This is a genomic window from Croceivirga sp. JEA036, assembly GCF_011882165.1.
Lineage (GTDB): Bacteria > Bacteroidota > Bacteroidia > Flavobacteriales > Flavobacteriaceae > Croceivirga.
Genome location: NZ_JAATON010000002.1, coordinates 53,505 through 65,378, shown reverse-complemented (window position 1 = coordinate 65,378; position 11,874 = coordinate 53,505). Strand labels below are relative to the sequence as shown.

The 11,874-nt window shown below is 35.2% G+C and carries 13 protein-coding genes; 3 read left to right on the top strand and 10 right to left on the bottom strand.

What is annotated here, in order from left to right; genetic code table 11:
• Positions 1 to 2: 2 nt before the first annotated feature.
• From HCO57_RS05155 to rsfS, 3 genes are all read right to left on the bottom strand, one after another.
• A complete protein-coding gene (locus HCO57_RS05155) occupies positions 3 to 611 on the bottom strand; it encodes an LUD domain-containing protein (RefSeq protein WP_136951841.1) in 609 nt (202 codons plus the stop codon).
• 86 nt (positions 612 to 697) lie between these two features.
• The gene (gene ftsH, locus HCO57_RS05150; protein WP_167988164.1) at positions 698 to 2,677 is read right to left on the bottom strand and encodes an ATP-dependent zinc metalloprotease FtsH; all 1,980 of its coding nucleotides are present in this window, start codon (positions 2,675 to 2,677) and stop codon (positions 698 to 700) included.
• Between the two features lie 6 nt (positions 2,678 to 2,683).
• On the bottom strand, positions 2,684 to 3,058 hold the full coding sequence (gene rsfS / locus HCO57_RS05145; RefSeq protein WP_136951843.1) for a ribosome silencing factor: 375 nt from the start codon (positions 3,056 to 3,058) through the stop codon (positions 2,684 to 2,686).
• 93 nt (positions 3,059 to 3,151) lie between these two features.
• Here rsfS and HCO57_RS05140 point away from each other — a divergent pair, with 93 nt between their 5' ends.
• Positions 3,152 to 3,883, top strand: a complete 732-nt coding sequence (locus HCO57_RS05140; RefSeq protein ID WP_167988163.1) for a biotin--[acetyl-CoA-carboxylase] ligase — start codon at positions 3,152 to 3,154, stop codon at positions 3,881 to 3,883.
• Here the strand turns inward: HCO57_RS05140 and HCO57_RS05135 are convergent.
• Both HCO57_RS05135 and pyrE read right to left on the bottom strand, forming a co-directional pair.
• Positions 3,877 to 4,275: an SRPBCC family protein gene (locus HCO57_RS05135; RefSeq protein WP_167988162.1), complete on the bottom strand. Its 399-nt coding sequence runs from the start codon at positions 4,273 to 4,275 to the stop codon at positions 3,877 to 3,879. The two genes, HCO57_RS05140 and HCO57_RS05135, sit on opposite strands and share 7 nt — an antisense overlap.
• A gap of 5 nt (positions 4,276 to 4,280) precedes the next feature.
• A complete protein-coding gene (pyrE, locus tag HCO57_RS05130; protein WP_136951846.1) occupies positions 4,281 to 4,922 on the bottom strand; it encodes an orotate phosphoribosyltransferase in 642 nt (213 codons plus the stop codon).
• Positions 4,923 to 4,929: 7 nt separating this feature from the next.
• On the opposite strand from pyrE, the gene HCO57_RS05125 reads away from it, so the two are divergent.
• Complete coding sequence (locus HCO57_RS05125) at positions 4,930 to 5,526, top strand: NUDIX hydrolase (protein WP_167988161.1); 597 nt, start codon at positions 4,930 to 4,932, stop codon at positions 5,524 to 5,526.
• On the opposite strand, the gene HCO57_RS05120 is transcribed toward HCO57_RS05125, so the two are convergent.
• The 5 genes from HCO57_RS05120 to HCO57_RS05100 all read right to left on the bottom strand — a co-directional run bounded on the left by HCO57_RS05120 (position 5,515) and on the right by HCO57_RS05100 (position 11,208).
• Positions 5,515 to 7,296 (bottom strand): M14 family metallopeptidase, encoded by a 1,782-nt coding sequence (locus HCO57_RS05120; RefSeq protein WP_167988160.1) that lies wholly within the window; start codon positions 7,294 to 7,296, stop codon positions 5,515 to 5,517. The genes HCO57_RS05125 and HCO57_RS05120 overlap by 12 nt on opposite strands.
• A gap of 44 nt (positions 7,297 to 7,340) precedes the next feature.
• Positions 7,341 to 7,751 carry a response regulator gene (locus HCO57_RS05115; RefSeq protein WP_167988159.1) on the bottom strand — a complete coding sequence of 137 codons (411 nt, stop codon included), beginning with the start codon at positions 7,749 to 7,751 and terminating at the stop codon, positions 7,341 to 7,343.
• On the bottom strand, positions 7,738 to 9,564 hold the full coding sequence (locus HCO57_RS05110) for a PAS domain-containing protein (protein ID WP_167988158.1): 1,827 nt from the start codon (positions 9,562 to 9,564) through the stop codon (positions 7,738 to 7,740). The genes HCO57_RS05115 and HCO57_RS05110 overlap by 14 nt, the downstream gene beginning before the upstream one ends.
• Before the next feature lie 166 nt (positions 9,565 to 9,730).
• Complete coding sequence (gene coaD / locus HCO57_RS05105) at positions 9,731 to 10,195, bottom strand: pantetheine-phosphate adenylyltransferase (protein ID WP_167988157.1); 465 nt, start codon at positions 10,193 to 10,195, stop codon at positions 9,731 to 9,733.
• A 38-nt stretch (positions 10,196 to 10,233) separates the two neighbouring features.
• On the bottom strand, positions 10,234 to 11,208 hold the full coding sequence (locus HCO57_RS05100; RefSeq protein ID WP_167988156.1) for a D-alanine--D-alanine ligase: 975 nt from the start codon (positions 11,206 to 11,208) through the stop codon (positions 10,234 to 10,236).
• A 76-nt stretch (positions 11,209 to 11,284) separates the two neighbouring features.
• Between HCO57_RS05100 and HCO57_RS05095 the strand changes: the two genes are divergently transcribed.
• Positions 11,285 to 11,872 (top strand): PASTA domain-containing protein, encoded by a 588-nt coding sequence (locus HCO57_RS05095; protein WP_167988155.1) that lies wholly within the window; start codon positions 11,285 to 11,287, stop codon positions 11,870 to 11,872.
• The last annotated feature ends 2 nt before the right edge of the window (positions 11,873 to 11,874 follow it).

Below are 11,874 nucleotides of genomic sequence, written 5' to 3'. Positions count from 1 at the left end.
ATCTAAAAATCTTCTAAGAGCAAAAGATATACATTTTTTGATGTACTGCCGTAAGAAAGAAAATCATTTTTGTTTTCTGCAGAAGGGATAAAATGTTTAATAGTAGTAATATTATCTGGGAGTTGCTTTGGATAGCGTTTTTTAATTACTTTGAGCGCCTCGCTAATATTTTCTACCATTTGGCTTGTAGTAGCAAATATTATTATGTTCGAGGGTAATTCTTTTAGTTTTTTCTCCATGATTTGATTGCTACAGACTAGTATAGAGCCATCATGAGCAATTAAATGTTCACAGGTGGTAAAAAAGATATCAGAGTCGTTTCTATTGGCAGTAAATTTTATGCGTTCTGTGGCAAAACGTTCATTAATACGTTTGTCTAAGGTATAAAAATGACTGTTTTGCCAGTTATTCTCTGCAAGTATATTTTGTAACGCTTCTTGTACTTCATCAAAATTTTCACAGTAAATAAATTTACCTCCGTTTTTCTTAAAATAGATGGTAAATTTTTCGTCTGCGGGAATCCTGATATCGGGCATATGTTCCCCACGAGTTTCCAATGTTTCTTTGGATACTTTTTTGCCACCGCCAAAAAGTCTATCAAATATGCCCATGAAATAAGTATTCCTATAAGTTAAGTATCGTTCATTTGGGGACAATGACGCAATTACTTTGTAATGTCTGTTCTGATGGTTTACTCTTAAATACTAGGAGTTTCATTAATAGTTTCCTCTGTAGGAGTGTTACTATCATTATTTTCATTTTTGTCAAATGGTCTCTTGCCAAAAATTTTCTCCAAATCGTCTTTAAAAATAACCTCTTTTTCTAGTAAGCGCTCTGCTAACTCTGTAAGCTTATCCTTATTATCAATTAAAAGCTTAATAGCTCTTTGGTATTGCTCCTCAATGATTTTAGATATTTCTGTGTCAATTTTCTGCGCAGTTTCTTCACTGTAAGGTTTAGAGAAACCGTATTCATTTTGACCAGAAGAATCATAATAGGTAATATTACCAAGAGTGTCATTAAGACCATAGATAGTAACCATTGCTCTAGCTTGCTTAGTTACCTTTTCTAAATCAGATAAAGCTCCTGTAGAAATCTTATCGAACATTACTTTTTCTGCAGCTCTACCGCCCATGGTGGCACACATTTCGTCTAACATTTGTTCTGGTCTAACAATAAGGCGTTCTTCTGGAAGATACCAGGCAGCACCCAAAGACTGACCTCTTGGAACTATGGTTACTTTTACCAAAGGAGCAGCATGTTCTGTCATCCAACTAACGGTAGCGTGGCCTGCTTCATGGTAAGCAATTGTTTTCTTTTCTTCTGGAGTAATGATTTTGTTCTTTTTCTCCAAACCACCAACAATTCTATCTACGGCATCCAAGAAATCTTGCTTAGTTACCGCTTTACGTTCTTTACGTGCAGCAATTAAAGCAGCTTCATTACAAACGTTGGCAATATCAGCCCCAGAGAATCCAGGAGTTTGTTTAGCAAGGAAATCTAAATCCAATGTTTCTGCTGTTTTAATAGGTCTAAGGTGAACCTCAAATATTTCTTTACGTTCCCGGATATCCGGAAGGTCTACATAAATCTGCCTATCAAAACGACCAGCACGCATTAAAGCTTTATCCAAAACATCTGCACGGTTAGTAGCAGCCAATACAATTACGTTAGTGTTGGTGCCAAAACCATCCATTTCGGTCAGTAGCTGGTTTAAGGTATTTTCGCGCTCATCGTTAGAACCTGTAAAATTATTTTTACCTCTTGCCCTACCAATAGCATCTATCTCATCTATGAAAATGATAGCAGGCGATTTATCCTTTGCTTGTTTAAATAGGTCTCTTACTCTAGAGGCTCCTACACCTACAAACATTTCTACAAAATCAGAACCAGATAATGAAAAGAAAGGCACTTTAGCTTCACCCGCAACTGCTTTTGCAAGTAAAGTTTTCCCTGTTCCAGGAGGGCCAACTAAAAGGGCTCCTTTAGGAATTTTACCTCCTAAAGAGGTATATTTATCTGGGTTTCTTAAGAATTCCACAATTTCTTGTACTTCTTCTTTAGCACCTTCTAAACCAGCTACATCTTTAAAAGAAGTTCTAGTGTCTGTTTTTTCATCAAACAACTTAGCTTTAGACTTGCCAATGTTAAATATTTGACCGCCAGCACCACCACCGGCGCCTCCAGACATTCTACGCATTAGATAAATCCAAATTCCAATGATTAAAACAAAGGGAAGTAGAGACAATAGTAAATCTCCAAAAATGTTAGATTCCGTATCAAACTCAACAATAGTATCTAAATTGTTTTCTTTTTTGATGTCTGAAATTTCATTCTGAAAAATTTGTAAATCTCCGTAATCTAAAATATACTGCGGCACCATACCTGCAGACGGAATTAAAGATTTTTCTGACACGCCTTTGTGTATTTCTTTGCTTAGCGCCTCTTGCTTTAAAAATATTTTAGCCTTACGAGTGTTGGTGATGATAACAATTTTATCAATATCTCCATTACGTAAAAACTCTTGCATTTCTGATGTTGTAGTTTTCTCTGTGTTGGAAAAAGCTGCACTACCAAAAAATTGAAAGCCCAAAATTAGGGCAATGATTACACCATATATCCACCAAGAACTAAAACGGGGTTTTTTGGGTGTGTTGGAATTGTTTTCTCTAGCCATTCTTTTTTAATTATAGCTGCTCTCGACCATAGTTACTTTGGCATCTCCCCAAAGACCTTCTATATCGTAATACTCACGAACATGCTTTTGGAATACGTGAACAACAACATTAACATAATCCATTAGTACCCATTCTGCATTATCAGAACCTTCTATATGCCATGGTTTATCCTTAATGGCTTTACTTACGGTTTTTTGAATGGAAGATACTATGGCGTTGACGTGGGTGTTGGATGTTCCGTTACAGATAACAAAGTAGTCGCAAACCGTATTTTCTATTTCTCTTAAATCTAATAGGTTTATATCTATTCCTTTTACATCTTCTATACCTGCGATGATTAAGGCAATCAGTTCATCTGCACTAGCTTTGTTTTTCTGCATCCAATAATTTTAAATTTTTACAAAGTTATTATTTTTTTGTTTTGCTCAATTGAGTTTTTAACATAACATTGAAACTGCAATTAAGAGAACCACATGCAAATAATCAAACTTAGTGCCACGGAATCTACCAATTTGTATTTAAAACAACTTGTTTTGGATGCCCCCGTTTCAGATTTTACTCTGGTAGTTTGTGATGAACAGACTCAAGGAAGGGGGCAAGTAGGAAATATATGGCAGTCTGAACCCTTTAAAAACCTAACATTAAGTGTGTTAAAGAAGTTTGATGCTTTGCATGTAGAGGATTTTTTTTATTTAAATTGTGTGGTGTCTTTAGCAATAGCAAAGACCTTGAAAGACCTGTCAGTTGGGCGTGTCAGGGTAAAATGGCCTAACGACATTATGGCAGGCAATAAAAAAATATGTGGAATTCTCATAGAAAACCTATTGCAAACTGGCCATATTAAAAAATCGATTATTGGTATTGGCTTAAATGTAAATCAAGAATCTTTTAACAATTTGCCCAGTGCAACTTCTGTTTTACTTCAAACTGGCAAGGAAAAGGATAGAGAAGAAGTACTACAAATCCTCATTAAAAATTTAAAGGAGTGTATTACAGACTATCCTGTATCTAAATACGAATTCTTAAAGAAGGAGTATGAAAATTTATTATTTAGAAGAGGGACGGTGTCTACCTTTAAGGACACCCATAAAAAACAATTTAGTGCTGTAATTTTAGGAGTGTCCCTAGAGGGTAGATTGCAATTGCAATTAGAAGACGATAGTATAAAAGACTATGCCTTTAAGGAGGTGCAATTGTTTTACTGACCTATTTTATCCATGTTTGTGGTAAGAGTGTCCATAAAGTTGGTGATAGGCTTTTTTATCATCATAGCCATCATTGCGTTAAATTCGCCCTCAAAACTTAGTGTAACTTCACTTTTACTGGTCGCTATTTCTTCGATGTCTGCCGTTAAGGTAAATGGTAATTTGTCAGAGGCGGCTCCTAGAATTACTTTAGAATTAGGAATCTGCTCTTTTAATCTTAAAATAATCTCTGGCATACCTTTTAAAGCAAACTTAAAAGTGTTTTCGTCTAACACTTCAAATTTGTCAATATTATCTGGCATTAAAACTTTAAAGTTTTTGATGTCTGATAAAAAGATAAACACTTGTTCCGCACTTTGATTTACGGTTTTTTTAGGGGTCTCTATATGCATAATGCTTAGGGTTTCCAATTAGCAGGGGCTTCTCGCCACTCTAAAAGGGTTTTTAGTTGTTCTTCTTTAACGTAATGGGTTTCTGATGCTTGCTCAATTAAATGATGATAATCACTTAATGTATGCAGTTCAAGCTCTGCAGCGTTAAAGTTTTCTGCAGCAGCGGGGAATCCGTAGGTGAATATAGCAAGCATGCCTTTTACTTCTGCACCTGCGTTTTCTAAGGCAGTTACAGCATTTAAACTGCTCTTACCTGTGCTGATTAAGTCTTCTATTACTACTACCGTTTTACCTTTCTCTAAATACCCTTCTATCTGGTTTTGTCTACCATGAGATTTGGGTTCTGGACGTACGTAGACAAAAGGCAAACCTAGCGCTTCTGCTACTAAAATGCCTATACCTATGGCGCCAGTAGCTACCCCAGCAATAACGTCTGGTTTACCATACAATTTTTCAACTTGTTTTGCCATTTCTTCCCTTACGTAATTACGTATTTTAGGGTAAGAGAGTAAAATTCTATTGTCACAATAGATGGGAGATTGCCAGCCAGATGCCCAAGTAAAGGGGTTTTCTGGACTCAACTTAATTGCATTAATTTGCAGCAAAAGTTCGGCAGTTTTTTTAGCACTGTTCTTATCCAAAATCATGCGGCAAATGTATAAAGTTTTTGTGAATGAAGCGCCCCTTTATTTAACCAATAAAAAACCCAAAAATACAACGGTAAGGGTATTTAATATAGAGGAAATTAAAATACAAGATGTTCTTCAGCACTATTTAGATGGTACCTTAAAAGAAACTTATCTTTTAGATCCTAACGGAGCAATTCTGTCAGAATTTACAAAAGAAATACCTTTTGTAGATGCTGCTGGTGGATTGGTTAAAAATCCTAAGGGCAAAGTACTTTTTATATTTAGAAATGGTGTTTGGGATTTGCCTAAGGGCAAGTTAGAAGAAGGAGAGCGTATTGAGGATGCGGCATTACGAGAAGTAGAAGAAGAAACTGGAGTAGCTAATTTAGTTTTAGGCGATTTTTTACAAACTACCTACCATGTTTTTAAGCGAAAAGGAAAGTTTAAGTTAAAGCGGACCTATTGGTACCATATGTCTACGAATTATGATAAAAAACTCGTTCCTCAGCAAGAAGAGGGTATTAGCAAAGTAAAATGGAAAGGGCCTCGTAAGACACGAAAAGCCCTCAAAAATACCTACGAAAACATCAAATTGTTGTTTGATGCTGACTTATTGGATTAACCCTTCTAAATTGTATTTGCCTTTTGTAACACGATAAATAGGATAACTTAAGTGTGCTCTTTCGTATAATTGAGAATGGTTAAAAATATAGTCTAATTGCGCATACCAGTTATTGGCAAAACTTGGTTCCCGTTGTTTTTTGGCCATTAAACTATCTTTTAGGATAGAATTATTTTCTAAAATTTCTAAGGCAGTATCCTCAAATACATAGGGAGAAAATCCTTCCTTCTGCTGTAAAATCGTGTCAAAAAAGTTCCAATTAAAAAAAGAATCTACCGCGGTAGGCTCTAAAACTTCTAACACATATCGTACTCCTAATTGGTTGGTTTTAACCAAAACATCTCCTTTTTCTAAGGCTATGCTTTTGGAGCTCTTGGTCACTCTGGTGTCGTAATGAGGATAATGACCTTCATATGCATTAGAATAAGTTTCATAACTAGCAATCTTGTATGCTTCTACCTCTAAAACAGTATCTTTTGCTATGGTTTGATAGCTAATACCATTTTGTGACAAGCGTTCTAAAACAGTGCTCCAACTCTTTTTAATAAGGTAAGCCGCTGGTACCTCTACCTCTTCTGTGCCTTTATAATAATTGTAATAAGGAACTTGCTTGGTAAACGTAGAATCTCTGTTATACTTTAATCGATTAAAGCCTGTTATGGCGCTAGCGATGGTGTCTGCTTTGTAGCCTTTAAAATTTAGGGTAGTTACTTGGGTGGAATCTAGTTCCCAACGCAAAGGATATTTCTCTAAGGTTAAAGCTGTTTGTTGAGCTTCCTTTCGCAGATTTTTAATTTTTTTGTGATGCTCCTCTGTTAGAACTACTAATTGTTTCATAAGCTCATATGTTCCTTCTACCCGTTGTTTATAAGGTTTTAGCATATGTGTTTCTACCATTAAGCCTAACGTATTCCAAAGGGTGGTGTACCCGGTGGAGTATCTTGGATTATCCAGAAATTGGGAAAAACCAGTTTCTGGAGGTTTGTTAAATACATTTACATAAGGGGTAATATCCCATTTATGTACAGCTAATTTTTGTTCTAATTGTGGCATTAGCGTGCTATGTAAAAAATCGCCAGCGGCACCTCCAAGTTTGTTGTGTTGGGTAAATAAATGTGTTAAAGTATATTGATAATCTGCACCATTACTTACATGGTTATCAACAAAAACATCTGGTTTTACCATGTGGAATATTGTGGCAAAAGTAGCGGCGTTTTTGGTGTCCATTTTTATAAAGTCCCGGTTTAAATCAAAATTACGGGCATTGCCTCTAAACCCGTATGCCTTGGGGCCATTTTGATTGGCTCTACTAGTACTATTTCTGTTGAGCATACCACCCACGTTGTAAACTGGAATGGTTGTTAGAATGGTATTTTTAGGAGTAGGTATTTTATTATTAGCTAAATCTCTAAAAAGCATCATAGAGGCATCTATACCATCACTTTCTCCCGGATGTATACCGTTATTTATAAGTAAAATGGTTTTGTCTTCCTGAAGTTTTTTAAAGTTGAAGTTGCCATCGGGATTGTAAGTAACTAAATGAAGGGGTTTGCCACTATCTGTAGCACCAATGTTTTGGACATGTATTTCTGGGTATTCTTTAGCTAGATTTAAATAGAAATCTATGACCTCCTGGTAGGTGGCAGTTTCCGTTCCACCGCTATTTTCAAAGGTGGTTTTAAACGTTTGCTCGTTCTTTTCCGTTTGTTCATCACAAGCAATAAGAATCAAAAAAACAATTAAACTAAGTGAGCGCCAAACCAATTTCATTTAAAAAAATTAAAGAGTTGTGACGCTAAATTAGCTATTATGCCTTACGAAGCCATATTTAATACAGACAAATCATTAATGTCTAATTTATAGATAGGTTTCGTAAGAAAATCTATACGATGCTTGGTGTTTTCTGAGAAATAATGCCATTTATCCCGGTCAGCCTTATCAATAGAGGAGGTAATAATTTTAATATTTATGAGCTTATCTATAGGTAGGGCTATAAATTCTTCTAAAAATGTCCATCCATCCATGATAGGCATATTTATGTCTAGGAAAATAAGGTTAGGAATGCTTTTATTTTGCTCAATAATTAGTTTAATAGCAGCAAGCGCATCAGCTCCGTTGCCAAAATCATCTATTTCTATAGCAAGTTGAAATTTGCCTAATATTTTTTTGAGTCCAAAGACGGTAATCATATCATCGTCTACTATAAATACTTTATTGTTCTCCATGTTTAAAAATGATGCTAAATGTTGCTCCTTCATTAATTTCACTACATACCGCTAACTTTGCTCCCATAGCTTCTGCTTGGTTTTTAGCAATGAATAAACCGATGCCTTTTGCATCTGGATTATCATGAAACGTCTTATACATACCAAATAACTTATCTTGATGTTGGTAAATGTCAAATCCTAAGCCGTTATCTGTAACATTAAGGAGTACTTTACTTTCAGTAATACTACTTTTTATGTCTATAACCAATGGCTTATCTGGATGTCTATACTTTATGCTATTGCTTATAAATTGGGTGATGATATTTTCTAGATATTGTGGAACAGCTTGTACTACAATAGTATCATCTATGGTAACCTTTACATTTATGTCGGAATCTAAAATTTGTGTCCTTAAATTATTAAGTGCCTTGATGGTAGCTTCATAGAGATTTATAGGCTCCTTCTCTAATTTTAAATTGGCATTAATTTCTAAAACTTCATTAAGGTGTTCCAAGGTTTCTGATAATTTGCTAGCTGTTTCCGTTAACATGTCCATTAATTTTTGCTTCTCTATACCATCACTCTCAATATTTAAGAAATTTAATAGCATGGTAAAGTTGGCAGAATGCGAACGGATATTATGGCTAACAATATGGGCGAAATTGAGAAGCTTTTTATTTTGAACCGCAGTTACTTTAATTAACTCTTGCAGTTCTGCTTCTTTACTTACCACATCAGAAATATCTAAACTGATACCTATTAAACCCTTTACTCTTCCTTTAATATCTAGTAGTGGCAACTTAGAGGTTAAAAAAGATAAGCTTTCTCCTGTGGCATTGCGGTAGGTAAACCTTTTGCCCAACATAGGCTCTTTGCTTTCCATTACGTCAAGGTCTTCCTTCCTTAAAATTTGTGCTAGTTCTGGCTCAAATAAGTCAAAATCATTTTTTCCTAGTATCTCTTCTTCCGTTTTATTAAAAAATTTACATTCTTGTTGGTTAATCATAACCTTTCTAGATTCTAAATCTTTAATATAGATACTAACAGGTAGGCTGTCTATCAGCGTACGTAATAACTTTTCGTTTTCTACAATCTGTATTTTTGCATTTACTTGTTCACTTACATCTTGCACGGTTCCCACGAGCTTTACCACTTTTTTGTTTTGTGTTATTGGCCTACACGCGGTTATAATATGTTTTTTAACGCCTTTGGCGCTATTAATTTTCATGGTTTTATGCCAAGTAATCCCTATTTCTGCACTGGTTTTGTATAGGTTTTTCATGGATTCTTTGGCTTCTTCACCATCATAAAATTTAATGAAGTTCTCTACGGTGGGTTCAAAATCTAAAGGTACATCATAAATATCTTTAGTGGTTTTAGACCATGTAATGGTTTTAGAGAACATGTCGTACTCCCAAATACCCACTTTAGAAATTTCGCTTTGTATGTTTAGTAAATTGTCTAGCTTATCGTATTTAAGATTAGTTTGTAGTTCTTGGGTAATGTCTTCAATTTTTAGAACTGTTCCTAAAAGCTCCATGTCATCAGATAACCAAGGCGAGAAATCCCATTTAAAATATTGGTGCTCATTATGGTCGCAAATACCTTGTTTGTGAATTCCTTTAAGTACGTCTTCAAAAATTTCTTTCTGTTGCTCGCATTGCTCCCCCTTAAATATCTCTGTTAAGTGCAAGCCAATAAAAGAATCTCCCTTAAAACCATAGAATTTTGCCCACTTTTTGGTGGCTTCAACTAACACGCCATCAGTGTTAATCATTGCCATCATAATAGGCAATTCCTTTATGGAATAAGAGTTAATAGTAGCTTTCAAAGTGTTTGGTGTTAATCGCACAAATACAAGAAATTTCTTACAATACTATAAATATAGTACTACAGAAAAGACTTTTTGTTGTGTAGCTACAAAAAAATGTGGTTTTTCCTTTAAATCCTGCTCATTCTGATTGAAAGGAGATATGCTATAGGTGAATGGTTGTTAACTAAGGTTGAGCTGTATAGCGAACGGTATCTGGTACCAACCCTGTATAATTTCCCCCATTTCGTATTACATCTCTAACTATAGAACTACTAATGTAAGACTTGCCAGAAGAGGTGAGCAAAAAAACCGTCTCTATTTCTGATAATTTTCTATTGGTGTGAGCAATAGCTTTTTCGAACTCAAAATCAGCAGGATTTCTCAATCCTCTTAAAATGAAATTAGCATTAATGCTTTTACAGAAATCCACTGTTAAACCCTCATAGGTCAGCACTTTTATTTTGGGTTGGTCCTTAAACGCTTCTTCTATAAATTTCTGACGCTCTTCTAAACTAAACATATACTTTTTGTCTGCATTAATACCAATAGCAATGATTAACTCATCAAAAAGGGTAATACCTCTTTGGATAATATCATAATGTCCTAAGGTAAGAGGGTCAAAGGACCCTGGAAATATAGCGCGTCTCATTTGTTGTAAATCGTTGGCTTAAAAGTAACGATTATTCTCTACTTTAAAGCCTCTGTAATTGCACTTTCAAAAAGTTGAGCTAGACTTATGCCTGCAGCTTGTGCTTGTTGCGGTAAAATGCTTTCTTCTGTTAATCCAGGTGTCGTATTTACTTCTAATAAATAAGGTTGGTCCCCAATAAAAATAAATTCACTTCTGGTGTACCCTTTTAGTTTTAATACTTTATAAATTTTGGTGGCTACACTGGCCACATTTTGTAGCTGAATATCTGATATTCTTGCTGGCGTTATTTCTTGAGATTTACCTTCGTATTTAGCTTGGTAGTCAAAAAAATCGTTCTCAGAAACTATTTCAGTAACTGGTAGTACTTTAATTTCATCCTTATACGTAATTACGCCCACAGAGACTTCTGTACCTTCTAAAAAAGACTCTATTATAATTTCATCATCTTCTTTAAACGCCATTACAATCGCGATAGCAATATCTTCTTTCTTATGTACTTTAGAAATTCCAAAACTACTACCTGCCTTATTTGCTTTTACAAAACATGGTAAGCCTACTGTCTCTACAATACCCTCTACATCTATAACGTCTCCTTCGTTTAAAGGGTAAGATTTAGCACATTTAATTCCATACGGTTTTAAGGTGCTTAGTAAATCACGTTTATTAAAAGTTAGAGCCGCCTGGTACGCATTACAGGCGGTTTGTGGTAATTGTAGTAGCTCAAAATATCCTTGTAATAGGCCATCTTCTCCTGGAGTACCATGGATGGCGTTAAAAACACAATCAAAAGTAATCTTGCCACTAGGTAATTCTAAAGAGAAATCGTGTTTGTCAATCTCATACTTTTTGCCACTAATATCTTGGTGATACCAAGAATTTTTTGTGATAACAATGCCGTAGGTATTGTATTTGGTAGTGTCTAAATGCTTCATTACAACACTTCCACTTTTCATGGAGATTTCTTTTTCGCTAGAAAAACCACCCATGACAACAGCTATATTTATTTTCATTCCTTAGAATTAATGTGGTGGCAAAGTAAATAAAAAAAGAGGGCGTTTTTCTATATTTGTCCGCAAACAACTTCTTATGAAGGATTTTATTGACTTTTTAAAAAGCAAGACGTTTTTAATACAGTTGGCTATTGCATTGGTGTTAATAGTGTTATTAGTGTTTGTAATCTTAGGCTGGTTAAAAAGCACTACCAATCATGGCGAGTTTGTACAGGTGCCAGACTTTTCTAAAATGTCTGTGATGGATATGCGTAAAACAGCAGAAGAAGCAGGATTGCGTTATGAGGTTTTAGATTCTACCGATTATAACCCAGAATATCCAAGATTTTCCATATTAGAACAAAACCCTAAGGCTGGATCCAAAGTAAAACATAACAGAAAAATATATTTTACGGTAAACCCTTCTGGTTATAAAAAAGTATCTGTGCCTAAAATTATACAAGTTACTCGCAGAAACGCTACTGCCATGCTCCGTGCAGTTGGTTTAGATGTGCAACGTGTAACCTACATAGACGAACTTGGTAAAGACATGGTATACCGTGTAAAATACAAGGGAAAAGATATAAGTCCTGGAGAAAAATTGCCAAAAACCTCCAAAGTGGAGCTTATTTGTGGTAACGGTACTATCCCAGAAGAGATTTTAGCTACGGAGTCTGACCAATAATG

What these genes read in the sequence shown, in the direction of transcription:
- HCO57_RS05155 (WP_136951841.1), bottom strand. Translation starts at nt 611, where the DNA reads ATGGGCATATTTGATAGACTTTTTGGCGGTGGCAAAAAAGTATCCAAA.
- ftsH (WP_167988164.1), bottom strand. Translation starts at nt 2,677, where the DNA reads ATGGCTAGAGAAAACAATTCCAACACACCCAAAAAACCCCGTTTTAGT.
- rsfS (WP_136951843.1), bottom strand. Translation starts at nt 3,058, where the DNA reads ATGCAGAAAAACAAAGCTAGTGCAGATGAACTGATTGCCTTAATCATC.
- HCO57_RS05140 (WP_167988163.1), top strand. Translation starts at nt 3,152, where the DNA reads ATGCAAATAATCAAACTTAGTGCCACGGAATCTACCAATTTGTATTTA.
- HCO57_RS05135 (WP_167988162.1), bottom strand. Translation starts at nt 4,275, where the DNA reads ATGCATATAGAGACCCCTAAAAAAACCGTAAATCAAAGTGCGGAACAA.
- pyrE (WP_136951846.1), bottom strand. Translation starts at nt 4,922, where the DNA reads ATGATTTTGGATAAGAACAGTGCTAAAAAAACTGCCGAACTTTTGCTG.
- HCO57_RS05125 (WP_167988161.1), top strand. Translation starts at nt 4,930, where the DNA reads ATGTATAAAGTTTTTGTGAATGAAGCGCCCCTTTATTTAACCAATAAA.
- HCO57_RS05120 (WP_167988160.1), bottom strand. Translation starts at nt 7,296, where the DNA reads ATGAAATTGGTTTGGCGCTCACTTAGTTTAATTGTTTTTTTGATTCTT.
- HCO57_RS05115 (WP_167988159.1), bottom strand. Translation starts at nt 7,751, where the DNA reads ATGGAGAACAATAAAGTATTTATAGTAGACGATGATATGATTACCGTC.
- coaD (WP_167988157.1), bottom strand. Translation starts at nt 10,195, where the DNA reads ATGAGACGCGCTATATTTCCAGGGTCCTTTGACCCTCTTACCTTAGGA.
- HCO57_RS05100 (WP_167988156.1), bottom strand. Translation starts at nt 11,208, where the DNA reads ATGAAAATAAATATAGCTGTTGTCATGGGTGGTTTTTCTAGCGAAAAA.
- HCO57_RS05095 (WP_167988155.1), top strand. Translation starts at nt 11,285, where the DNA reads ATGAAGGATTTTATTGACTTTTTAAAAAGCAAGACGTTTTTAATACAG.